Origin of the sequence: Streptomyces sp. NPDC014801, from assembly GCF_043082085.1 — a bacterium.
In the GTDB taxonomy this organism is placed as follows: Bacteria; Actinomycetota; Actinomycetes; order Streptomycetales; family Streptomycetaceae; genus Streptomyces.
Window position 1 is genome coordinate 161,445 of sequence record NZ_JBIBXG010000012.1, and the last position, 22,302, is coordinate 183,746.

The 22,302-nt window shown below is 72.6% G+C and carries 20 protein-coding genes; 11 read left to right on the forward strand and 9 right to left on the reverse strand.

What is annotated here, in order from left to right; translation table 11 throughout:
• Positions 1-84 precede the first annotated feature (84 nt).
• From ACF1AL_RS28520 to rsmI, 3 genes are all read right to left on the reverse strand, one after another.
• Positions 85-984 (reverse strand): TatD family hydrolase, encoded by a 900-nt coding sequence (locus tag ACF1AL_RS28520; RefSeq protein ID WP_391828022.1) that lies wholly within the window; start codon positions 982-984, stop codon positions 85-87.
• Positions 985-1,026: 42 nt separating this feature from the next.
• Positions 1,027-1,476: a hypothetical protein gene (locus tag ACF1AL_RS28525; RefSeq protein WP_384211738.1), complete on the reverse strand. Its 450-nt coding sequence runs from the start codon at positions 1,474-1,476 to the stop codon at positions 1,027-1,029.
• 286 nt (positions 1,477-1,762) lie between these two features.
• Positions 1,763-2,611: a 16S rRNA (cytidine(1402)-2'-O)-methyltransferase gene (gene rsmI / locus ACF1AL_RS28530; RefSeq protein ID WP_366835630.1), complete on the reverse strand. Its 849-nt coding sequence runs from the start codon at positions 2,609-2,611 to the stop codon at positions 1,763-1,765.
• A gap of 86 nt (positions 2,612-2,697) precedes the next feature.
• Here rsmI and ACF1AL_RS28535 point away from each other — a divergent pair, with 86 nt between their 5' ends.
• The 3 genes from ACF1AL_RS28535 (at position 2,698) to ACF1AL_RS28545 (ending at position 8,038) form a co-directional block, all read left to right on the forward strand.
• Positions 2,698-4,440: a dolichyl-phosphate-mannose--protein mannosyltransferase gene (locus tag ACF1AL_RS28535; RefSeq protein ID WP_391828024.1), complete on the forward strand. Its 1,743-nt coding sequence runs from the start codon at positions 2,698-2,700 to the stop codon at positions 4,438-4,440.
• A gap of 161 nt (positions 4,441-4,601) precedes the next feature.
• On the forward strand, positions 4,602-6,233 hold the full coding sequence (locus ACF1AL_RS28540) for a penicillin-binding transpeptidase domain-containing protein (protein WP_391707240.1): 1,632 nt from the start codon (positions 4,602-4,604) through the stop codon (positions 6,231-6,233).
• Positions 6,234-6,367: 134 nt separating this feature from the next.
• On the forward strand, positions 6,368-8,038 hold the full coding sequence (locus ACF1AL_RS28545) for a penicillin-binding transpeptidase domain-containing protein (protein ID WP_391821170.1): 1,671 nt from the start codon (positions 6,368-6,370) through the stop codon (positions 8,036-8,038).
• Positions 8,039-8,084: 46 nt separating this feature from the next.
• Here the strand turns inward: ACF1AL_RS28545 and ACF1AL_RS28550 are convergent, their stop codons facing one another.
• Positions 8,085-8,420, reverse strand: a complete 336-nt coding sequence (locus ACF1AL_RS28550) for an SsgA family sporulation/cell division regulator (protein WP_366835626.1) — start codon at positions 8,418-8,420, stop codon at positions 8,085-8,087.
• Between the two features lie 174 nt (positions 8,421-8,594).
• Between ACF1AL_RS28550 and ACF1AL_RS28555 the strand changes: the two genes are divergently transcribed.
• The 6 genes from ACF1AL_RS28555 to ACF1AL_RS28580 all read left to right on the forward strand — a co-directional run bounded on the left by ACF1AL_RS28555 (position 8,595) and on the right by ACF1AL_RS28580 (position 13,407).
• Entirely contained in the window at positions 8,595-9,650 is a 1,056-nt protein-coding gene (locus ACF1AL_RS28555; protein WP_391707246.1) for an energy-coupling factor ABC transporter permease, read from the forward strand.
• 1 nt (position 9,651) lies between these two features.
• The gene (gene cbiQ / locus ACF1AL_RS28560; RefSeq protein WP_366835624.1) at positions 9,652-10,413 is read left to right on the forward strand and encodes a cobalt ECF transporter T component CbiQ; all 762 of its coding nucleotides are present in this window, start codon (positions 9,652-9,654) and stop codon (positions 10,411-10,413) included.
• Complete coding sequence (locus ACF1AL_RS28565; RefSeq protein WP_391821171.1) at positions 10,401-11,159, forward strand: energy-coupling factor ABC transporter ATP-binding protein; 759 nt, start codon at positions 10,401-10,403, stop codon at positions 11,157-11,159. The genes cbiQ and ACF1AL_RS28565 overlap by 13 nt, the downstream gene beginning before the upstream one ends.
• Positions 11,156-11,611, forward strand: a complete 456-nt coding sequence (locus tag ACF1AL_RS28570; RefSeq protein ID WP_391660769.1) for a MarR family winged helix-turn-helix transcriptional regulator — start codon at positions 11,156-11,158, stop codon at positions 11,609-11,611. The genes ACF1AL_RS28565 and ACF1AL_RS28570 overlap by 4 nt, the downstream gene beginning before the upstream one ends.
• Before the next feature lie 106 nt (positions 11,612-11,717).
• The gene (locus ACF1AL_RS28575; protein ID WP_366835621.1) at positions 11,718-12,176 is read left to right on the forward strand and encodes an organic hydroperoxide resistance protein; all 459 of its coding nucleotides are present in this window, start codon (positions 11,718-11,720) and stop codon (positions 12,174-12,176) included.
• A 73-nt stretch (positions 12,177-12,249) separates the two neighbouring features.
• The gene (locus ACF1AL_RS28580; RefSeq protein ID WP_391821172.1) at positions 12,250-13,407 is read left to right on the forward strand and encodes a serine hydrolase domain-containing protein; all 1,158 of its coding nucleotides are present in this window, start codon (positions 12,250-12,252) and stop codon (positions 13,405-13,407) included.
• A gap of 73 nt (positions 13,408-13,480) precedes the next feature.
• Here ACF1AL_RS28580 and ACF1AL_RS28585 read toward each other — a convergent pair whose 3' ends face one another.
• Both ACF1AL_RS28585 and ACF1AL_RS28590 read right to left on the reverse strand, forming a co-directional pair.
• Positions 13,481-13,759, reverse strand: coding sequence for a DUF1876 domain-containing protein (locus tag ACF1AL_RS28585; RefSeq protein ID WP_384211717.1), 279 nt, complete (start codon positions 13,757-13,759; stop codon positions 13,481-13,483).
• Positions 13,760-13,859: 100 nt separating this feature from the next.
• Positions 13,860-14,504 carry an NADPH-dependent FMN reductase gene (locus tag ACF1AL_RS28590; protein WP_391828026.1) on the reverse strand — a complete coding sequence of 215 codons (645 nt, stop codon included), beginning with the start codon at positions 14,502-14,504 and terminating at the stop codon, positions 13,860-13,862.
• Positions 14,505-14,617: 113 nt separating this feature from the next.
• On the opposite strand from ACF1AL_RS28590, the gene ACF1AL_RS28595 reads away from it, so the two are divergent.
• The gene (locus tag ACF1AL_RS28595) at positions 14,618-15,454 is read left to right on the forward strand and encodes a helix-turn-helix transcriptional regulator (protein ID WP_366835617.1); all 837 of its coding nucleotides are present in this window, start codon (positions 14,618-14,620) and stop codon (positions 15,452-15,454) included.
• 125 nt (positions 15,455-15,579) lie between these two features.
• On the opposite strand, the gene ACF1AL_RS28600 is transcribed toward ACF1AL_RS28595, so the two are convergent.
• A complete protein-coding gene (locus tag ACF1AL_RS28600; protein WP_391828028.1) occupies positions 15,580-17,793 on the reverse strand; it encodes an MMPL family transporter in 2,214 nt (737 codons plus the stop codon).
• Positions 17,794-17,895: 102 nt separating this feature from the next.
• Positions 17,896-18,495 (reverse strand): TetR/AcrR family transcriptional regulator, encoded by a 600-nt coding sequence (locus ACF1AL_RS28605; protein WP_366835615.1) that lies wholly within the window; start codon positions 18,493-18,495, stop codon positions 17,896-17,898.
• Between the two features lie 176 nt (positions 18,496-18,671).
• On the opposite strand from ACF1AL_RS28605, the gene ACF1AL_RS28610 reads away from it, so the two are divergent.
• Complete coding sequence (locus ACF1AL_RS28610) at positions 18,672-21,914, forward strand: S41 family peptidase (protein ID WP_391828030.1); 3,243 nt, start codon at positions 18,672-18,674, stop codon at positions 21,912-21,914.
• Positions 21,915-22,076: 162 nt separating this feature from the next.
• Here ACF1AL_RS28610 and ACF1AL_RS28615 read toward each other — a convergent pair whose 3' ends face one another.
• Positions 22,077-22,286, reverse strand: a complete 210-nt coding sequence (locus ACF1AL_RS28615) for a hypothetical protein (RefSeq protein WP_366835613.1) — start codon at positions 22,284-22,286, stop codon at positions 22,077-22,079.
• Positions 22,287-22,302: the final 16 nt, after the last annotated feature.

Consider the following 22,302-nt stretch of genomic DNA (forward strand, 5'->3'; position numbering starts at 1 on the left):
AGGGGTCCGGATCGGGCCCAGAACCTAGCGGAGCGGCGGTCACTCTCCAAAGCGGCGCGGCTACCGAGGGTGGCGAACAGATGCTCAGTAGCCGAAGGCGCGGGCCGTGTTCTCCCCCAGCGCCGCCGCGAGCGTGTCCTCGTCGATCCCGCGGACGGCGGCCATCGCGCGCACGGTGACGGGCACCAGGTAGGGCGCGTTGGGCCGCCCCCGGTAGGGCACCGGCGTCAGGAAGGGCGCGTCCGTCTCGACGAGGAGCAGCTCCAGCGGGGCGAACTTGACGGCGTCGCGCAGGTTCTGGGCGTTCTTGAAGGTGACGTTCCCGGCGAAGGACATGAAGTAGCCGGCGCTCGCGCAGATCTCCGCCATCTCGGCGTCCCCGGAGTAGCAGTGGAACACCGTCCGCTCGGGGGCGCCCTCCTCCTTCAGCACGCGCAGCACGTCGGCGTGGGCGTCGCGGTCGTGGATGACGAGGGTCTTGCCGTGGCGCTTGGCGATCTCGATGTGGGCGCGGAAGGAGCGCTCCTGGGCGTCCTTGCCCTCCGGGCCGGTGCGGAAGTAGTCGAGGCCGGTCTCGCCGACGCCCTTGACCTGCGGGAGGGCGGCGAGCCGGTCGATCTCGGCGAGCGCCTCGTCGAGGGCCGCGTCCCCGCCGGCCCGGCGCGCGCCCTGCCGGGACCAGCCCTCGGGGTCGCCGTGGACGATGCGCGGGGCCTCGTTCGGGTGAAGGGCGACGGTGGCGTGGACGGCGTCGTGGCGGGCCGCCGTCTCGGCCGCCCAGCGCGAGCCGTTCAGGTCGCAGCCGACCTGGACGACCGTGGTGACGCCCACCGACGCGGCCTTCGCCAGCGCCTCCTCCACCGTGCCGGACTGCATGTCGAGGTGGGTGTGGGAGTCGGCGACGGGAACCCTCAGGGGCTCCGGGAGGGGCGGCGCGGCGTTCTTGTCGCGGGGGTCGGCCGGGTCGGGGGCGTTGGCAGGCATGCCCCGATCCTACGAAAGGGGCATGCCGCGCGGCCGTGCCGCTCAGCCGTCCTTGCGGTGGAGGTGGAGGGCGTGCAGGAGGTCGGAGAGGTGCCAGTGGCGGCGCTCGGCGGAGACGACGGGGGCGGCCGGGGCGGACGCCTGCGGGCGGCGCGGCGTCTGGGGGACCTGCGGCACCTCCAGGGGGCCGGCCGGCGGCACCCGGTGCTGGTCGTGCGAGACGCCCCGTATGGAGGCGACGCTCCCGGGCCGCATGATGCGGATCACGTGGCTGTCGCAGTTCTGGCACCGGGGCCGCTGCAGCGGTGAGGGAACGACGCGGCCGTCGGCGACGTACCGCACGAACTCCTGACCGTCGGCGTCCTTGTGGTGCTCTATCTCGTACGCCTGCTCCCAGCCGAGGCCGCAGCTCATGCAGGCGAAGGAATACGACTCGTGGACGACGGCCGTGGCGCCGCCGCGCAGGCCCGTCGGGCCGGTGAACTCACTCATGCCAGCTCCTGTTGTCCGCTGGATGGGGGCGATGGCTCCCTTCATCAAGTGGACGCTTCCCTGGCCTGAAACGCACGGGCCCTGTCGAGTGTTGGACCCGATTTGGAGCTTCCTTGCCGAAAGTGACCCGTTCGGTCCGTTTCGGCTTTGCCATCGGCGACGGGCGTTTACCCGGCCATGGGGCGCACGCTCAGCCGAGATGCGCCCTGCTCAGAGGGGGTGTAAGCGGGTGTACGCCCCCGCGCACCGGTCGCGCGCGGGGCTCGTCGAGACGTGCCCGCCCGCCTCAGCCGGCGGCGTTCTTCGCCGCCACCACCGCGTCGAACACGTGTCGCTTGGGCAGCCCGGCCTCCGCCGCCACCGCCGCGATGGCCTCCTTGCGGCGCTCCCCGGCCTCCTCGCGCACGCGCACCCGGCGCACCAGCTCCTCCGCGCTCACCTCCTGCGCGCCCCGCTCGGGCGCCCCCTCCACGACCACCGTGATCTCACCGCGCACGCCCTCGGCCGCCCACGCCGCCAGCTCGCCGAGCGGACCGCGCTTGACCTCCTCGTACGTCTTGGTCAGCTCCCGGCACACCGCCGCGCGCCGCTCGGCGCCGAACACCTCGGCCATCGCGGCGAGGGTGTCGTCGAGCCGGTGCGGGGCCTCGAAGTAGACGAGCGTGCGCCGCTCCCCGGCGACCTCCCGCAGCCGCGACAGCCGCTCGCCCGCCTTGCGGGGCAGGAAGCCCTCGAAGCAGAAGCGGTCCACCGGCAGCCCGGACAGCGCGAGCGCGGTCAGCACGGCGGACGGCCCGGGCACGGCGGTGACCTTGACGTCCCGCTCGACGGCCGCCGCGACCAGCCGGTAGCCGGGGTCGGACACCGACGGCATGCCCGCGTCGGTGACGAGCAGCACCCGTGCGCCGCCCACCAGCTCCTCCACCAGCTCCGGCGTGCGGGCGGACTCGTTGCCCTCGAAGTACGACACCACGCGGCCCTTGGGCGTCACGCCGAGCGCCTGGGTCAGCCGGCGCAGCCGCCGGGTGTCCTCGGCGGCGACGACGTCCGCCCCGGCCAGTTCCTCGGCGAGCCGCGGCGGCGCGTCCGCGATGTCGCCGATGGGGGTGCCCGCCAAAACAAGGGTTCCAGTCACGCCCCCATCCTCCCAGGACGCGCCGCGAGGAGGGGCATCCCGGCCATGCACGGGACTCACACAGCGCCGTTCCCTACGATGGCGCGGTGACCAGTACCGCGTCCTCCACGGACACCCGGCAGGGAACGGCTCCGCACGACGAGGGGCCGTCCTGGCAGCAGCGGCTGCGCCGTTTCGGCTATGCGGGCGGCCCCGCCGCCGACGTACGGGACCGGCTCGTGCCGCCGTACGCCGCGCCGAGCCCGCGGCTGTGGCACCTGCTGGGCGTGCCGCCGGTGATGGCCGACCGGCTCGCCCGCTGGTCCGGGTGGGGTGGCCCGCTGCTGGTGACGCTGCTGGCGGGCGTGATCCGGTTCTGGAACCTGGGCAGCCCGAAGGCGGTGATATTCGACGAGACGTACTACGCCAAGGACGCCTGGGCGCTCGTCCACCGCGGCTTCGAGGTCAACTGGGACAAGAACGCCAACGACCTGATCCTGTCCGCGAACGGCCATGTCCACATCCCCACGGACGCGGCGTACGTGGTGCACCCGCCGGTGGGCAAGTACGTCATCGGCCTGGGCGAGCTGCTGTTCGGCTTCGACCCGTTCGGCTGGCGGTTCATGACGGCGCTGCTCGGCACGCTCAGCGTGCTGATGCTGTGCCGGATCGGCCGCCGGCTCTTCCGCTCCACCTTCCTCGGCTGTCTCGCGGGCGCGCTGATGGCGGTGGACGGGCTGCACTTCGTGATGAGCCGCACCTCGCTGCTGGACGGGGTGCTGATGTTCTTCGTGCTGGCCGCGTTCGGTTGTCTGGTGGTCGACCGGGACAAGGCGCGCGAGCGGCTCGCGGCGGCGCTGCCCGCGGACGCCGACGGCCGGGTGCGCCCGCACGCGCACACCGCGGACACCGCGCGCCTGGGCCTGCGGCCGTGGCGCTGGCTGGCGGGCCTGATGCTGGGCCTGGCGATCGGCACCAAGTGGAACGGCCTGTACGTGCTGGTGGCGTTCTGCGTGATGGCGGTGGCGTGGGACGTCGGCTCGCGCAAGGTGGCGGGCGCCCGGCACCCGTACACGGCGGTGCTCAAGCACGACGTGGGGCTCGCGTTCGTCGCGACCGTGCCGGTGGCGCTGGTCACCTACCTCGCGTCCTGGACCGGCTGGATCCTGTCCCCGGCGGACGGCCGCGGCGGCTACTACCGCAACTGGGCCGCCACCGACGGCAAGGGCGGCAGCTGGACCTGGCTGTTCCCGGACTGGTGGCGCAGCCTGTGGCACTACGAGCACGAGGTGTACGAGTTCCACCTGAACCTGCACTCGCCGCACACCTACCAGTCCAACCCCTGGAGCTGGATCGTCCTGGGCCGCCCGGTGTCGTACTTCTACGAGTCCCCGGCGCCCGGCAAGGACGGCTGCCCGGTGGGCGCGGGCGAGAAGTGCGCGCGCGAGGTGCTGGCCATCGGCACCCCGCTGCTGTGGTGGCTGGCCTGCTTCGCGATCGTCTACGTGCTGTGGCGCTGGTTCTTCCGCCGCGACTGGCGCGCGGGCGCGATCGCCTGCGGCATCGCGGCCGGCTATCTGCCGTGGTTCCTGTACCAGGAGCGCACGATCTTCCTCTTCTACGCCGTGGTCTTCGTGCCGTTCCTGTGCCTGGCGGTGGCGATGATGCTGGGCGCGATCGTCGGCTCACCGGGCGCGAGCGACACCCGCCGGGTGGCCGGCGCGACGAGCGCGGGCGTCCTGGTCCTGCTGATCGCCTGGAACTTCATCTACTTCTGGCCCCTGTTCACGGGCACGGCGATCCCCATCGACCAGTGGCGCTCCCGGATGTGGCTGGATACGTGGGTATGACACGGATTGACTGAGCGCTTCGCGTCTCTCTTCGGCCAACTTCCGGACACAGCGGCCCCATCGGCCTCGCCGTGCGCCTACAGTGCGAGACGACACAGTCTTTGAACGCGTTCAACAACGTGGTCGAAGGCCTCAGGGGAGGACACGGGGAGGGACGCGTCATGCGTACGGGGGTCAAGGCCGGCATCGTCACGGTGGTGCTCGGCACCATGGTGGGCGGCGCGGGCTACGGGGCGTACAACATCCTCTCGGCGCTCGACGGCGACGGCGGGAGCGCGTCGAGCGGCACGGCGGCGACCCGGACCGGGCCGCCCGGCGCCGGCGAGGTGGAGGAGACCACGCGGAAGTTCTTCGCCGCGTGGGCCGAGGGACAGCCCGCCGAGGCGGCGTCGTACACGAACAACGCGGTGAAGGCCGAGCCGCTGCTGGCCTCCTTCGGCCGGGAGGCCCATCTCACCGACGTCAAGATCACACCGGGCCGGGCGAGCGGCACGACCGTGCCGTTCACGGTGAAGGCAACGGTGTCATACGGGGGCAGCAGCAAACCGCTGAGCTACGGCAGCCGGCTCACCGTCGTGCGCGGGCTGACCACCGGGCGGGCGCTGGTGGACTGGCAGCCCTCCGTGGTGCACCCGCAGCTGACCGGCATGGACGACACCCTGGTCACCGGTGAGGCGTCGGCCCCGCCGGTGGAGGCCGTGGACCGCGACGGCGTGGTCCTGACGAAGGAGAAGTACCCCTCGCTCGGGCCGATCCTGGACGAGCTGCGGGCCAAGTACGGCGAGCAGGCGGGCGGCCGGCCGGGCATCGAGCTGAGCATCCACCACGCCGACGCGAGCACCCCGGACACCAGTCTGCTCACCCTGTCCCAGGGCAAGGCCGGCAAGCTGCGCACCACGCTGAGCGCGCCGGTGCAGGCCGCTGCCGAGAAGGCCGTCAAGAACTACGCCGAGTCCTCCGTGGTCGCCGTCAAGGCGAGCACCGGCGAGGTGCTGGCGGTCGCCAACCACCGCGCCGACGCCTTCAACGCCGCCTTCCTGGGCAAGGTCGCGCCGGGCTCCACGATGAAGATCATCAGCGCGGCCACGCTCATCGACAACGGCCTGACCACGGCGAACGGGCCCGCGCCCTGCCCGCCCGACGCGCTGTGGGAGGGCCAGACCTTCCACAACCTCACCGGCATGGCGCCGAACGAGAAGGCGACGCTGTCGGAGAGCTTCGCCCGCTCCTGCAACACCGCCTTCATCAAGTTCACCGACGACCTGAAGACCGACTCGCTGAACCGGGAGGCCACCGAGCGCTTCGGCCTCGGGCAGGACAACTGGCAGACCGGCATCCCGTCCTTCGACGGCTCGGTCCCGGCCGTGGAGGGGCCCGACAAGGCGGCGGGCCTGATCGGGCAGGGCCAGGTGCAGATGAACCCGCTGAACATGGCCTCCGTCACGGCGACCGCGATGACCGGCGCCTTCCACCAGCCGGTGATCGTGCCGCAGAGCCTGGACGACCGCGAGCTGGCCCAGGCCCGCGGGCTGTCGCCGGACACCGTGCGCCAGCTGCGCGCGATGATGAACCGCACCGCGACCAGCGGCACCGCGGCCCGCGCGATGGCCGGGCTGAGCGGCCGGATCGGCGCCAAGACCGGCTCGGCGGAGGTCGACGGGCAGGCGAAGTCCGACAGCTGGTTCACCGGCTACCGGGGCGACGTCGCCGCCGCGGCCATGACCCAGGAGGGCGGGCACGGCGGCGACGCGGCCGGGCCGATTGTCGCAAGCGTGCTACGAGTGGGCGGCTGACGTCGCCCACCGAGGACGGGACTCTAGGCTGGTCGCCGTCGTTGGGGTGTGTGAGGGCAACGAGGGCAGTGGGGCGAGGTCCTGACGTCAGGACAGGGGCGGTCCCGGTCACAAGCGCGGAGGAACACGGAGCAGTGGGCAAGAGACGACGCGTCGCCGAGCGACACAGGAGCAGGCCCGCCGTGGTCGGCGGGATGATCGCCGTGGTCGTCGGCGGGGCCGGTATCGGCGCCTACGCGCTGTACGGCGGCGGCGCGGCGGCCGAGGACAACACGGCGACGCAGGCCGCGGCCCACAAGAAGACGGTCAAGACCGGCCCGCTGTCCGCGGCCGAGGTCACCACCACCGCCCGCTCCTTTCTGACGTCCTGGCAGCAGGGCCGCATCCCGCAGGCGGCCGCCGCCACCGACGACGCCGGCGCCGCCACCGCCCTGCTGACCGGCTTCACCAAGGACGCCCACGTGCAGGGCGTCACCCTCACCCCCGGCGTCCCGCAGGGCGACAAGGTGCCGTTCACCGTGAAGGGCACGGTGAGCTACCAGGGCGTGAGCAAGCCGATCGGCTACGCCGGCGCGCTCACCGTGGTGCGCAGCACCGAGGACGGCAAGCCCTACGTCGACTGGCACGCGAACGTCGTCCACCCCGACCTCGCCGACGGCGACACGCTGGTCACCGGCGAGTCGGGCACGCCGCCGGTGAAGGCGCTGGACCGCGCGGGCGGCGAGATCACCGAGGCGAAGTACCCGTCCCTGGGCTCGGTGCTGGACGGACTGCGCGAGAAGTACGGCAAGAAGGCCGGCGGCAAGGCGGGCATCGAGCTGCGCGTGGTGCGCGGCAAGGAGTCCAAGGCGAACAAGCTCTCCGACAAGACGCTGCTGGAGCTGAGCAAGGGCACGCCGGGCACGGTCAAGACGACGCTGAGCCCGCGGCTGCAGGCGGCGGCCGAGCAGCAGGTGGCCAAGCGGGCCCGGGCGTCCGTGGTCGTGCTGCGGCCCTCGACCGGTGAGATCCTCGCCGTCGCCAACAGCGGCCACGGCTTCAACACCGCGTTGCAGGGCTCGCTCGCACCCGGCTCCACGATGAAGATCATCACGTCGTCGCTGCTGATCGACAAGGGCCTGGCGTCGGCGGAGAAGCAGCACCCGTGCCCGAAGTACTTCACCTACGGCGGCTGGAAGTTCCAGAACGACGACGAGTTCGAGATCAGAGGCGGGACGTTCAAGGCGAGCTTCGCCCGCTCCTGCAACACCGCCTTCATCAGCCAGGCCCCGAAGCTGGACAACTCCGACCTGACCCGGCAGGCCCAGCAGGTGTTCGGCCTGTCGATGAACAACTGGGCGATCGGAGTGCCGTCCTTCGACGGCTCGGTGCCGGTGCAGTCGGCGGCACAGAAGGCGGCCTCGCTGATCGGGCAGGGCGGGGTGCGGATGAACCCGCTGAACATGGCGTCGGTCGCCGCGACCGTGCAGTCCGGCTCCTTTCACCAGCCCTACCTGGTCTCCCCGGAGGTGGACGGCCGCAGCCTGGCCCACGCCACGCGCTCGCTGTCCCCGGGCACGCTGGCCCAGTTGCGCGAGCTGATGCGGTACACGGCGGCGGCGGGCACGGCGGCGGAGGCGATGTCCGGGCTCGGCCCCGACTACGGCGCGAAGACGGGCTCGGCGGAGGTCGACAACCAGGACAAGCCGAACGGCTGGTTCACCGCGTACAAGGGCGATCTCGCGGCGGCCGGTGTGGTGCAGGCCGGCGGGCACGGCGGTGACACGGCCGGGCCGATCGTGGCCTCGCTGCTGCGGATGGGCTGAGCCCGCGGGCAGGCGGGCCGTCGGGCGGGTGCGCCCGGAGGACGGCTCAGACGGCGGCCAGGTAGGTGCGCCGCAGGAAGCGGAGCAGCGTCTTCGTCTCGAACTGGACGACGGAGACGCCCCGCGCGGAGTGGAACTCGACGACGGCCCCGACCCGGCCGCACGGCCAGACGCGTACTTCGCCGGTGCCGACCGGGGCGCTCAGGCCCTGTTCCAGCAGGGTGCGGGAGAAGGTCCACTCGTCGGTGCCGGGCAGTCCGACGCGCACGGAGCGCGGGTCCGCCTCGGGGTCGTAGCGCAGGACCACCGGTATCGCGGTGTCCTCCTCGGGGTCCGCGTCCGTGACGATGTGGGCTCGTGCGTACTGCTCGACTACAGACATCGGACGGCCCCTTACGCTCGGTGACCTATGTGAAAGCCGTGGATCCACTTCCTTTACCAATGTCCCACATGAGACCGGTTACGCCCTGCTGAGCGCCATCTCACATCTGAGATGACCGGACGACCATCGACTCGCTCTTGCAAGTAGTTCGCATTAAGCCACTATCATCGAACGGTGCACGTACCTGACGGATTCATCAACGCCCCGGTCTCCGCCGCGACCGGCGTCGTCGCCGCCGGCGCGATCGCCGTGAGCCTGCGCGGCGCCCGCCGCGAGCTGGACGAGCGCACCGCCCCGCTGGCCGGGCTGGTCGCCGCGTTCATCTTCGCGGTGCAGATGCTGAACTTCCCCGTCGCCGCCGGCACCAGCGGTCACCTGCTGGGCGGCGCGCTCGCCGCGATCCTGGTCGGCCCGTACACGGGCGTGCTGTGCGTCTCGGTCGTCCTGCTCATGCAGGGCATCCTCTTCGCCGACGGCGGCCTGACCGCGCTCGGCGTGAACATCACCGACATGGCGATCGTCACCACCGTCGTCGCCTACGCCGTCTTCCGCGGCCTGGTGAAGGTGATGCCCCGGAGCCGCCGCTCGGTCACCGTCGCCACCTTCGTCGCCGCGCTGCTGTCCGTGCCGGCCGCCGCGCTCGCCTTCACCGCCATCTACGCCCTCGGCGGCACCACCGACGTCTCCCTGGCCAAGGTCGCCACCGCGATGATCGGCGTGCACGTCCTCATCGGCATCGGCGAGGCGGCGATCACCGCGCTGACCGTCGGCGCCGTCATCGCCGTACGCCCCGACCTCGTGTACGGCGCGCGGGGCCTGCGGCAGCGGCTGAAGCTGCGGGTCGGCGGGGAGCTGGTGGACGCGCCCACGCCGGTCACCACGCCCGTCGCGGCGCGCACCTCGCGGCGCAGGCTGTGGATCACCGGGCTGGTCACCTCCCTGGTGCTGGCCGGCTTCGTCAGCTTCTACGCCTCCGCCAGCCCCGACGGGCTGGAGAAGGTCGCCCACGACCAGGGCATCGACCAGAAGGCGAAGGAGCACGCCTCCGCCGGCTCGCCGCTCGCCGACTACGGCGTGAAGGACATCCAGGACGCCCGGCTCTCCGGCGGTCTCGCGGGCGTGATCGGGGTCGGCGTGACCGTCGTCGCGGGCAGCGCCGTCTTCTGGGCCGTGCGCCGGCGCCGCAGCGACGACGTGTCGCCGGCGTCGACGACCGTGGAGAACGTCTGACATGGGCGCCGGGCACGCGCACCGGCTCTACCGGCACGGGCACACACCGGTGCACGCGCTGCCGCCGCACACCAAACTGGCCGCCGCCTTCGCCTTCGTGGTCGTCGTCGTCTCGACGCCGCGCGAGGCGATGTGGGCGTTCGCGCTGTACGCCGTCCTGCTCGCCGTCGTGGCGTACCACGCGCGCGTGGGCGCAGGATTCCTGCTCAAACGGCTGCTGATCGAGGTGCCGTTCGTCGCGTTCGCGGTACTCATGCCGTTCGTCGCCGAGGGGGAGCGGGTCGACGTCCTCGGGCTGTCGCTGAGCGTCAACGGCCTGTGGGGCGCCTGGAACGTGCTCGCCAAGGGCACGCTCGGCGTCGCCGCGTCCGTGCTGCTCGCCGCCACCACCGAACTGCGCGAGCTGCTGCTGGGCCTGCAGCGGCTGAAACTGCCGCCGCTGCTGGTGCAGATCGCGTCCTTCATGATCCGCTACGGCGACGTCATCACCGACGAGATGCGCCGTATGCGCATCGCCCGCGAGTCGCGCGGCTTCGAGGCCAGGGGCGTGCGGCACTGGGGCGTGCTCGCGAAGTCGGCGGGCGCCCTGTTCATCCGCTCCTACGAGCGCGGGGAACGCGTCCACCTGGCCATGGTCAGCCGCGGATACGCCGGGTCGATGCCGGTGATCGACGAGGTCACCGCCTCGCGCGCGCAGTGGTCGCAGGCGCTGGCCCTCCCCTGTTCGGCTCTGGTCGTCTGTCTGCTGGGATGGTTCCTGTGACCCCTTCACTGGAAGTGGCCGGACTGGCCTTCGCGTACCCCGACGGGCACCAGGCCCTGTTCGGCGTGGACTTCTCCCTCGCGCGCGGCGAACGCGTCGCGCTGCTCGGGCCGAACGGCGCCGGCAAGACGACCCTCGTGCTGCACCTCAACGGCATCCTGTCCGGCGGGATGGGCACCGTGAAGGTCGCCGGCCTGAGCGTGGACAAGCGGAACATGGCGGAGATCCGGCGCAAGGTCGGCATCGTCTTCCAGGACCCCGACGACCAGCTGTTCATGCCGACCGTCCGCGAGGACGTCGCATTCGGGCCGGCGGCGGCCGGGCTGAAGGGCGCGGAGCTGGAGCAGCGCGTGGACCGCGCGCTGGAGCGGGTCGGCATGGCGGAGTTCAAGGACCGGCCGCCGCACCACCTGTCCTTCGGCCAGCGCCGCCGGGTCGCGGTCGCCACCGTCCTCGCGATGGAGCCGGAAATCCTGGTCCTGGACGAGCCGTCGTCCAACCTCGACCCGGCCTCCCGCCGCGAGCTGGCCGACATCCTGAGCTCCCTGGACGTGACGGTCCTGATGGTCACCCACGACCTGCCCTACGCCCTGGAGCTGTGCCCGCGCTCGCTGATCCTCAGCGACGGCGTGATCGCGGCGGACGGCAAGACCGCCGAGCTGCTCTCCGACGAGGAGCTGATGCGCGCCCACCGGCTGGAGCTGCCGTTCGGCTTCGATCCGCGCTCCGTGACAATGGGCGCGTGACGCGCCACGACGAGTCCTCCCCGCGCCTGGACCACCAGCTGTGCTTCGCGCTGTACGCGGCCCAGCGCGCGGTGACGGCCGCCTACCGCCCGCTGCTGGAGGACCTGGGCCTGACCTACCCGCAGTACCTGGTGCTGCTGGTGCTGTGGGAGCGCGGCGAGGTCACGGTCAAGGAGCTGACCGAGGCCCTGCGCCTGGACTACGGCACGGTCTCCCCGCTGCTCAAGCGGCTTCAGACGGCCGGTCTGGTCCACCGGGAGCGCACCGCGCGCGACGAGCGCACCGTCCGGGTCACCTGCACCGGCCGGGGCGAGCAGCTCAGGGAGCGGGCGGCGCACGTCCCGGACACCCTGGTGAGCGCGACCGGCCTCGATCTGGCGGAGATCGCGCGCCTGCGCGAGGAGCTGCACCGGCTGGCGGCCCGGGCCCAGGCGGCGGCCGACCGGCACTGACCTCGCCTTACCCACGGTCACGCCCCCTGGGGGCGGACGGGATGCTACCGGCCAGTACCTTGTGCGCGATGTACTTGTGCGCACTGGTTTTCCGGGGAGGTCCACCATGGCCGACGACGTCGCGGCAGCCGCACGACCCGACAGCCGTCCGACGAAGATCCTGTACGTCGCCGAGGCCACCGCGCACGGGGGCCGGGACGGCTATGTGACCAGCCAGGACGGGCAGCTCTCCCTGCGGGTCGCGATGCCGCCGCAGCTCGGCGGCGACGGCAACGGCACCAACCCGGAGCAGCTGTTCGCGGCCGGCTACGCCTCCTGCTTCCACAACGCGCTGATCCTCGTCGGCAACCGCTCCGGTTACGACCTCACCGGCTCCACCGTCGCCGCCAAGGTCGGCCTCGGCCCCAACCGGCAGCGCGGCTACGGCCTCGCGGTCGCCCTCAGCGTCTCCCTGCCCGTCCTGGACCCCGAGATCGCCGCCGGGCTCGTCGACGCGGCCCACGAGGTCTGCCCGTACTCCAACGCCACCCGGGGCAACATCGACGTAACGATCCTTCTCGGGTAGCGGGACCAAGGAATCGCAGGCCGCCCGCCGGTGTTGACCGGGACGTCGCAGGCGAGTCGGAGGGAGTGCGGACGTGGACGTGCACGGAGCGGTGGCGGAGGGCTTCGAGCCGGTCAGGGAGGCGTTCGCCCGCGGCTTCACGGCGCTCGGCGAGAAGGGCGCCGCGCTCGCCGTCTACCGGGACGGGCGCAAGGTCGTCGACCTGTGGGGCGGCACCCGCGACGTCGACGGCACCGCACCCTGGGAGCGGGACACGGCCCAGATCGTCCGCTCGGCCACCAAGGGCGTCGCCGCCGCCGCGCTCCTGCTGCTGCACCAGCGCGGCGAGCTCGACCTGGACGCGCCCGTCGGCACCTATTGGCCCGAGTACAAGGCGGCCGGCAAGGAGCGCACCCTCGTGCGGCACGTGCTCGCCCACCGCGCCGGCATCCCCGTACTGGACCGCCCGCTGACCCTGGCGGAAGCCGCCGACCCGGACCGGGCCGCGGCGGCCGTCGCGGCACAGGCACCCCTGTGGGAGCCCGGCACCGACCACGGCTACCACGCGCACACCTACAGCTGGCTCACCGGCGAGCTGATCCGCCGCGTCACCGGCCGTGCCCCCGGCGAGTGGATCGCGCGCGAGATCGCGCAGCCGGTGGGCGCGGACTTCTGGCTGGGGCCGCCGGCGGAGGTGGACGCGCGCGTGGGCCGCGTCGGACCGGTCACCGCCCCCGAGGCGGGCGGGCTGCGCACCCGGCCCAAGCGCGCGGTCGCCGAGGCCTACGCGGACCCCGCGTCGCTGACGCTGCGTGCCTTCGGCGCGATCTCCCCCGCGCCCGACGAGAACGACCCCGCCTACCGCGCGGCCGCCCTGCCGGGCTCCACCGGCGTCGCCACCGCCGACGGGCTGGCCCGGATCTACGCCGCGCTGATCGGCGAGGTCGACGGCGGCAGGCGGCTGTTCACGCCGGACACCCTGGAGCTGGCGCGCGGCGAGCAGTCGGCCGGCCCGGACCGGGTGCTGGTGGTCAACACCCGCTTCGGGCTCGGTCCCATGCTGCACGGCAGCGCCTCCCCGCTGCTCGGCGACGGCTCCTTCGGCCATCCCGGCCGCGGCGGCTCCCTCGGGTTCGCCGACCCCGCCTCGGGCATCGCCTTCGGCTATGTCACCAACGGCTTCAGGAAGAGCGTGACGGCGGACCCGAGGGCCCAGGCCCTGCTGCGGGCCCTGCGGGGCGTGCTGTCCTAGCCGCGGTTGCCCGCTTGCGGCCGGGGCGTGCTGTCCTGGCCGCGCGCGCCCGTTTGCGGCCGGGGCGTGCCGCTCACACGTGGATCGGGTGCGACGTGCGGCCCGACGCCTCGTCGATCTCGTCGTGCGCCTTGGTCAGCAGCCGCATCGCGAGTTCGTTCAGCGCCCGCGCACCGGCGATCTCCTCCCCGACCCGCGGCTGATTGGAGTCGGTGCGGTGCCGCGTGGCGCTGCCGTGGGCCCGTACCTCCGAGCCGTCGGGCAGCCGCACCAGCGCCACCGCGCGCGTGTGCAGGTCGTCCTCGTTGAACTCCAGCTCCACGTGCCATCCCACAGCGGTGTGCATCGTCATGCCGATCACCTCCGAAGCGCCTGCTTCCAGGGTGCTCCTCGGCCCGCCCACCCGCATCCAGCCGGGCGCGGTCCTGTCCCGGGTGCCGCCGGGTGCCGCGTCACACGGGGTACGGCTGCGCCTCGCGGGCCGCGCTGAGGGCGCCCGCCCACCAGGACAGCTGGTCCAGCAGGGTCTTGGCGTACCCCTCGGCCGCCTCGTCGAGCGGGCGGCCGTCCTGCCAGGCGGTGAAGTAGTTCGGAAAGGCGAGGCCGTCGCGGATGGTCACCGCGTGCAGCTCCGTGAGCACGTTCTCCAGGTGCAGCACCGCGTGGCGGCCGCCGGCCGCGCCGCCGTAGCTGACGAAGGCGACCGGCTTGGCGGTCCACTGCGTGAAGTGCCAGTCGATGGCCGCCTTCAGGGAGGCGGGGTAGCTGTGGTTGTACTCCGGGGTGACGACGATGAACGCATCGGCGCTCTCAAGTGCCTCGGTCAGCCGTGCCATCCCGGCCGGGCGGGGGTAGGAGTCGCCGGCGAACTTCGGGGACTCGGCGGGCAGGGCGAGCGGGATGTCGATCCCGGCCAGGTCGATGACGTCGACGTCGAATCCGCCGTGGGCGCGGGCCTGTTCGGCGACCCAGGAGGCCACGGTCGGGCCGAACCGTCCCTCACGGACGCTGCCGACGATGATCGCGAGCTTGTGCGGGCCGTTGCCGGTCTGCTGGGTGGTGTCGCTGCCGGTCTGCTGCGTGGTGTCGTTGTCCATGACCACCACCCTCGGAGTGCCGCGCCTCCGTAACCAGACCGGGCTCAGGCTGGCCCCCGCAGGGCCACCCTGAGGTCTCCCCGCGCACCACGGCCACGTCCTAACCTCGGGGCATGGGAACGCCGTTGGGGGACTTCATCAGGACCAAGCGGGACAGTCTCCAGCCCGAGACGCTGGGTCTGCCCGACCGCAGCCGCCGGCGCGCACCGGGCCTGCGCCGCCAGGATCTCGCCGCGCGGGCCGGGATCAGCGTCGAGTATCTGACCCGGATCGAGCAGGGCCGTGACCGCAACCCGTCCCCAGCCGTCGTCAACGCGCTCGCCGACGCGCTCAGCCTGGACGCGGCCGAACGCGCCCACCTGCGCTACCTGGCGAAGATCACCGGCGGTGCCTGCAGCGCGCACACCGGCCCCGCCCCGGCACCCCGGCAGGTGCGGCCCGCCGTGCTGGACACCCTGCGCCTGCTGGAACCGGGCATCGCGGTGGTCACCAACCGGCTCGGCGACCTCCTCGCCCGGACCAGCACCTTCGAGGCGGTGACGCGCGACACCGGGCTGCTGGACTCCAGTGCCCCGAACCTCACCCGCTACGTCTTCACCGACCCGCGCGCCCGCACGGTCTTCGCCGACTGGGACGCCGTCGCCGACGAGCAGGCGTTCGATCTGTGGCTCGGGCCGGCCGTGGAGCACAGCGAGTGGCTGAGCGCGGAGCTGGCGCCCGCCGCCGGACCGGAGTTCACCCGGCGGCTGAACCGGCACGTCGTCCCCCGCCGCGGTGACCTGCGGCTGAACCACCCCGCGGGGCACGCGCTGCGGCTGCGCCGCGAGACGCTCGACCTGACGGCGGACGCGCAGCAGATCGTCGTCTTCCTGCCGGCGGACGAGGCCACGGCCGCAGCGGTGGAGCAACTGCGGCACACCGGGCAGGGGCGGCTGCGCGCCATCTCCTGACGCCGGCCGCAACCGGCGGTCGGCGGCACGAAGGCCGCACCCGGCGGTCGGCGGCACGAAGAAGCCGGTGAGGGCGCCCCGTCCCCACGGAACCCTCACCGGCGGTCTGTGTCAGCCGCGCCGTGTCAGGCGCGGACCAGCTCTTCGTCCGTGTCGCGCCGGCCGGTGTCGCCGGAGGTGCGCAGGCCCTCGCCCTCGACGTCGACGTTGGGCAGGGCGCGGTCCAGCCACTTCGGCAGCCACCAGGCCCGCTTGCCGAGCAGGGCGAGGACGGCCGGGACGAGCGCCATGCGCACCACGAAGGCGTCGAAGAAGACGGCGATCGCGAGACCGAAGCCGATCATCTTCACCATGGACTCGCTGGAGCCGATGAACCCGGAGAAGACGGCGATCATGATGACCGCGGCCGCGGTGACGACCCGGGCGCCGTACTTGAAGCCGGTCACGACGGCCTGGCTCGGCTTCTCACCGTGGACGTACGCCTCCCGCATCCGGGTCACGAGGAACACCTCGTAGTCCATCGCCAGGCCGAAGACCACGCCGACCATGAAGATCGGCATCATCGACATCACCGGGCCGGTCTGCTCGACGCCCATCAGCGAGGACAGCCAGCCCCACTGGAAGACCGCGACGACCGCGCCGAGCGCCGCGAGCACGCTGAGCAGGAAGCCGAGGGCCGCCTTCAGCGGGACGAGGATCGAGCGGAAGACCACGATCAGCAGCAGGAACGCCAGGCCCACGACCAGCACCAGGTACGGCACGAGCGCGTCGTTCAGCTTCTGCGAGACGTCGATGTTCATCGCCGTGGAGCCGGTGACCAGCACCTTGGCGCCGGTCTCGGAGGCGAGGTCCGTGCCCTTGTCGCGGATGGCGTGGACCAGGTCCTCGGTCTGCGTGGAGGACGGCTTCGACTTCGGGATCACCGTGATGGTGGCGGTGTCGCCGGCCTTGTTCGGTTGCGCCGGGGTGACGGTGACGACGTCCTTCAGGCCCTTGATCTCGGCGCCGACCTTGTCGAAGGCGGCGCCGGGGGACTGCGCGTCCTTGCCGTCGACGACGAGCATCAGCGGCCCGTTGAAGCCGGGCCCGAAGCCCTCCGACAGCAGGTCGTAGGCGCGCCGCTGGGTGGTGGACACCGGCTGCGAGCCGTCGTCGGGCAGGCCGAGTTCGAGGGAGGCCGCCGGGACGGCCGCCGCGCCGAGGCCGACGACGCCGAGGAGCAGGACGGCGACGGGGCGGCGGACGACGAAGCTGGCCCAGCGCGTGCCCATGTTGGGGCGGCCGGCCTTCTTCGGGGTGCGGCCCCCGCCGAGCAGCTTGGACTTCTGCCCGGCCGGCTTGACCCTCTTGCCGGCGTAGCCGAGCAGCGCCGGGATCATCGTCAGGGCGATCAGGACGGCGATGGCGACCGTGCCGGCGGCGGCGACGCCCATCTTCGTCAGCATCGGGATGTTGACGACGGACAGGCCGACCAGGGCGATGACGACGGTGAGGCCGGCGAAGACCACGGCGGAGCCCGCGGTTCCGACGGCCCGGCCGGCGGCCTCCTCGCGCTCGCGGCCCTCGGCGAGTTCGGCGCGGTAGCGGGAGACGATGAACAGGGCGTAGTCGATGCCGACGGCGAGGCCGATCATCGTCGCCAGGGTGGACGTGGTGGAGCCGAGGTCCAGGGTGCTGGCGAGCGCGGTGATGGAGGAGACGCCGATGCCGACACCGATGAGCGCGGTGAGCAGCGGCAGCCCGGCCGCGAGCAGCGAGCCGAAGGTGATGACGAGGACGACCGCGGCGATGCCGATGCCGATGACCTCGGTGGCCCCGGTCTCGGGCGCGGCGGACAGCGCGTCGCCGCCGACCTCCACGGTCAGCCCGGCGTCACGGGCGTGCTGGGCGGCGTCCTTCAGGGCGTCCCGGGAGGAGTCCTTCAGCTCCATGCCGGAGACCTCGTACTTCACCGAGGCGTACGCGATCGTGCCGTCCTTGCTGACGGCGTGCCCGGTGTAGGGGTCGGCGACGGAGGCGACCTCGGAGCCGGTGGACAGCTCCTTGACGGTCTTCTCCACGCTCGCCTTGGTGCCGGCGTCGGTCATCTTCTGCCCGGCGGGCGCCTTGAAGACGACCCGGGCGGTGGCGCCGTCGGCGCTGGCCCCGGGGAAGCGCTGTTCCAGCAGGTCGAAGGCCTTCTGGGCCTCGGTGCCGGGGATGGAGAAGGACGTGGTGCCCGCTGCGGGCGCGGACGCGGCGCCGACGCCGGCGAGCGTCAGCAGCGCCACCCAGATCAGGGCGACGAAGTGCCGTCGCCGGAAGGCGAGGCGGCCCAGTTTGTAGAGGAACGTGGCCACGAGGGCGTACTCCCGGTCAAGTCGTGGGGTTGCAGGGCAGGGATGATCAGCCCGACGACGTGAGCGGTGACGTCAGAGGATGGGCTTGCTGGGAGGGGACTGCTAGGAGACGGGGACGCCGAGGGCGGGGAGGACCACGGCGTCGATGTACGAGGTGAGGAAGGCCTGCGTGGGCGGCTGGTCGTCGAGCAGCGCCCGGGTGGCGAAGCCGCCGACCATCATGTGCAGCAGGAAGTCGAGCGCGGGGCAGTCCGGGCGGACCTCGCCGCGGTCGATCGCGCGCTGGATCACCTGGTGGAAGCCGGACATCTCCGGTTCGACCAGCTGGGCGCGGAACGCCTCCCGCAGGTCCGCGTTGTGGTGCATCGCCATGGCGACGCCCCGCATCAGCGCGGAGTTCTGCTGGAGGGTGCAGTCGTCCTCCAGCCGCACCAGGGCGTGCAGGTCGCCCCGCAGGGAGCCGGTGTCGATCTCGTCGATCCGGCCGTGCTTGGTGTGCCGGATGGCCTTCACGACCAGTTCGGCCTTGCCGCCCCACTGGCGGTAGAGCGTGGCCTTGCTGGACCGGGTGCGGGCGGCGACGGCGTCCATGGTGAGGGCGTCGTAGCCGACCTCGCGCAGCAGGTCGAGCACGGCCTCGTACAGCTCGGCCTCACGCTCGGGGGTGATGCGGCTGCGCCGCGCCGTGGTGGCCTCGGTCATGTCCGCTCACCGCCTTCCCTGCTGATTGAACGACACGGTTTCGTACACGAACAAGGTAGCGCACCCCACAAGCGAAACGAAACGGTTTCGTTCGTGTCGTGGGTCACGGTTGTCAGCGGCACATAAGGGGCCCTCGACGAGTTGCCCGGGCCCCTGACGCGGAAAAGCATGGGGAGGTGAGCTATCTCCGTATGCCCCACCTCCATGGCGAACTGCTGTGCTTCGTGGCCGAGGACGACCTGTGGCTGGCCCCGCTCGACGGACGGGAACGCGCCTGGCGGCTGACCGCCGACCGCACCAAGGCCGCCCACCCGCGCATCTCGCCCGACGGCCGCCTCGTCGCCTACACCAGCTGGCGCACCCTCGACCCCGAGATCCACCTGGAACCGGCGGACGGCGGCACCAGCCGCCAGCTCACCTACTGGGGCAGCTCCGACACCCGGGTGACCGGCTGGACCCCCGACGGCGACATCCTCGCCGTCGCCTCCCACGGCGAGCCGTTCTCCTACTTCACCTGGGCCTACAAGGTCACCACCGACGGCGACCCCGGCCGCAAACTCCCCTGGGGCCCGGTCACCGACGTCCAGGTCGCCGACTTCGCCGGGGAGCGCAAGTCGCTGCTGCTCACCGGCACCCCGCCGCACGAACCGGCCTCCTGGAAGCGCTACCGCGGCGGCGCCATGGGCCGGCTGTGGCTGCACGGACGCCGACTGCTCGCCGACGTCGGCGGCCACCTGTCCTCCCCGATGTTCGTCGGCGACCGCATCGCCTTCCTCTCCGACCACGAAGGCGTCGGCAACCTCTACTCCTGCGCCCACGACGGCTCCGACCTGCGCCGCCACACCGACCACGACGCCTTCTACGCCCGCCACGCCGCGAGCGACGGCAGCCGCGTCGTCTACCAGTGCGCGGGCGAGCTGTGGATCGTCGACGACCTCTCCCCCGACTCCGAGCCGCGCCGCCTCGACGTCCGCCTCAGCGGCCCGCGCACCGGCCGGCGGCCCTACCAGGTCCCGGCCGCCCAGCACGTGGACGGGCTGAGCGTCGACGAGACCGGCCGCGCCAGCGCCGTCGTCGTCCGCGGCAGCCTGTACTGGCTCACCCACCGCGACGGCCCCGCCCGCACCATCGCCGACACCCCCGGCGTCCGCGTCCGGCTGCCCGAGATGCTCGGCTCCGGCGGGCAGGTCGCCTACGTCACCGACGCCGAGGGCGAGGACGCCGTCGAGATCGCCTACCTGCCGCGCACCACCGGCGAGCGCGCCCCGCGCCGGCTGGCCTCCGGCGCGCTGGGCCGGGTGCTGGAGATGGTCGCCGACCCCGACGGCGAACGCCTCGCGATCGCCTCGCACGACGGGCGGCTGCTGCTGCTCGACGCGAGCGAGGACGGCGAGGGCGAGGTCACCGAGGTGATCCGGTCCGTCAACGGGCCCGTGCGCGACCTCGCGTTCTCCCCGGACGGGGCGTGGCTGACCTGGTCCCACCCGGGCATCGGGCGGTCACTGCGGCAGATCAAGATGGCCCGCATCTCCGGGCGGGGACAGGCGGACCACCTCGTCGTCGACGTCACCAACGGCCGCTTCGAGGACGAGAACCCCGTCTTCACCCGCGACGGCCGCTACCTCGCCTTCCTGTCCTGGCGCGGCTTCGACCCCGTGTACGACGTGCACACCGGCGACCTGTCCTTCCCGCTCGGCTGCCGCCCCTACCTCGTCCCGCTGTCCTCGGCCACCCCCTCCCCGTTCGCCCTGAACCCCGAGGGCCGGCCCGCCGCCGGCGGCCTGGACCCGCTGGAGGACGAGGGCGGCGACGGGCAGGTCACCGTCGAGGTGGAGGGCCTGGCGAACCGGGTCGTGCCCTTCCCCGTCATCGCCTCCAAGTACTCGGCGCTGTACCCCGTCGCCGGCGGCGGCCTGGTCTGGCTGCGCTGGCCGATCTCCGGCGCGCTCGGCGAGACCTTCGTCAACCCCGACGACACCACCGGCCGCCCCACCCTGGAGTACTTCAACCTCACCAAGGCCAAGAAGACCGAACTCGTCGGCCACCTCGACCACTTCGCCGTCAGCGGCGACGGCACCCGCCTGGTCGTCGCCGACGAGGGCGACCTGCGCGCGGTACCCGCCACCGAACCCGGCGACAGCGACTCCACCGTGTGGATCGACCTCCGGCGCATCCTGCACGAGGTCGACCCGCCCGCCGAGTGGCGCCAGTCCTTCGACGAGGCCGGCCGGCTCATCCGCGCCTACTTCTGGGACCCCGGCATGAGCGGCATCGACTGGGACGGGGTGCTCGCGCAGTACCGGCCCCTGGTCGACCAGGTCGCCTCCCCCGACGAGTTCGCCGACCTGCTGCGCGAGGTGCTCGGCGAACTCGGCACCTCGCACGCCTACGTCACCGCCGCCCGCCGCAACGAGGGCCCGCCCCACTACCAGCGCTGGCAGGGCCTGCTCGGCGCCAACTTCGTCTGCCGCGACGGCTCCTGGATGATCAAACGGATCCTGCCCGGCGACTCCTCCGACTCCAAGGCCCGCTCCCCGCTCGCCGGCACCGGCATCCGCGAGGGCGCGGTCCTCACCCACGTCGACGGCCGCCCCGTCGACCCGGTCGCGGGGCCCTACCCGCTGCTCGCCGGCGCGGGCGGCACCACGGTGGAGCTGACGTTCTCCGTCGCGGAGGGCGAGGAGGCGCACGCCCGGCGCGTGGCCGTCGTCCCCCTCATCGACGAACGGCCCCTGCGCTACCAGGACTGGGTGGCCAAACGCCGCGAGGTCGTCCGCGAGTTGAGCGGCGGCCGGTGCGGGTACCTGCACATCCCCGACATGGGCGGCTCCGGCTGGGCCCAGTTCAACCGCGACCTGCGCATGGAGATGTCCCGGCCCGCGCTCATCGTCGACGTACGCGGCAACGCCGGCGGCCACATCAGCGAACTCGTCGTGGAGAAGCTGACCCGCACCATCCTCGGCTGGGACCTCACCCGCAACGCCCAGCCCGTGTCGTACGCCTCCAACGCCCCGCGCGGGCCCGTCGTCGCGCTCGCCGACGAGGCGACCTCCTCGGACGGCGACATGATCACGGCCGCGTTCAAACTGCTCAAGCTGGGGCCGGTGGTCGGCCAGCGCACCTGGGGCGGCGTGGTCGGCATGACCGGACGGCACCGCCTCGGCGACGGCACGGTGATCACGGTGCCGATGAACGCGGCCTGGTTCGACGCCTACGGCTGGTCCATCGAGAACCACGGGGTCGTCCCCGACGTCGAGGCGCTGCGCACCCCGCTGGACTGGGCCGAGGGCCGCTACGCCCAGCTCGACGACGCCGTACGGCTCGCGCTGGAACTGCTGGAGACCAACCCCCCGGCCTCTCCCCCGGACTACCGCAACGTGCCCAACCGGGCACGGCCCAAGCTGCCGCCCCGGCAGTAACCCCCCGGGCGTGCGCCGCCGTTCGCGCGGGCGTGGACCAGGGGCGCGAGGCGTTTCGCGCGGGCGCACACCAGGAGCGCACCGACGTGCGCGCGGGCGCGCACACGGACGTGGGGTGCCCGGGAAACCCGGGCACCCCACGCCGTACCAGTCAGGCCGAGGTCAGATCATGTCCTCGTCGCGGTCGAAGCGCTCGTCCATCTCGCGCTCCATGTCGTCCGCCTCCTGGCGGCCCCGCTCACGCGGCTGCTGGTGCTGCGGCGGCTGCTGCGAGCCGCGGTTGCCCAGCTTCTCCCGAGCCTGCTCGCCCTTCTGGCGCGCCTGGTTCTGCCACTGCTCGGCCTGGTCCTGGAACTTGTCCTTCATGCCCATGTGGGTTCACTCCTGT

Bases quoted from the DNA above. Each gene is read 5' to 3' on its own strand.
- ACF1AL_RS28520 (WP_391828022.1), bottom strand. From the start codon at position 984: ATGCCTGCCAACGCCCCCGACCCGGCCGACCCCCGCGACAAGAACGCC.
- ACF1AL_RS28525 (WP_384211738.1), bottom strand. From the start codon at position 1,476: ATGAGTGAGTTCACCGGCCCGACGGGCCTGCGCGGCGGCGCCACGGCC.
- ACF1AL_RS28540 (WP_391707240.1), top strand. From the start codon at position 4,602: ATGCGTACGGGGGTCAAGGCCGGCATCGTCACGGTGGTGCTCGGCACC.
- ACF1AL_RS28550 (WP_366835626.1), bottom strand. From the start codon at position 8,420: ATGTCTGTAGTCGAGCAGTACGCACGAGCCCACATCGTCACGGACGCG.
- cbiQ (WP_366835624.1), top strand. From the start codon at position 9,652: ATGGGCGCCGGGCACGCGCACCGGCTCTACCGGCACGGGCACACACCG.
- ACF1AL_RS28565 (WP_391821171.1), top strand. From the start codon at position 10,401: ATGGTTCCTGTGACCCCTTCACTGGAAGTGGCCGGACTGGCCTTCGCG.
- ACF1AL_RS28575 (WP_366835621.1), top strand. From the start codon at position 11,718: ATGGCCGACGACGTCGCGGCAGCCGCACGACCCGACAGCCGTCCGACG.
- ACF1AL_RS28585 (WP_384211717.1), bottom strand. From the start codon at position 13,759: ATGACGATGCACACCGCTGTGGGATGGCACGTGGAGCTGGAGTTCAAC.
- ACF1AL_RS28590 (WP_391828026.1), bottom strand. From the start codon at position 14,504: ATGGACAACGACACCACGCAGCAGACCGGCAGCGACACCACCCAGCAG.
- ACF1AL_RS28595 (WP_366835617.1), top strand. From the start codon at position 14,618: ATGGGAACGCCGTTGGGGGACTTCATCAGGACCAAGCGGGACAGTCTC.
- ACF1AL_RS28605 (WP_366835615.1), bottom strand. From the start codon at position 18,495: ATGACCGAGGCCACCACGGCGCGGCGCAGCCGCATCACCCCCGAGCGT.
- ACF1AL_RS28615 (WP_366835613.1), bottom strand. From the start codon at position 22,286: ATGGGCATGAAGGACAAGTTCCAGGACCAGGCCGAGCAGTGGCAGAAC.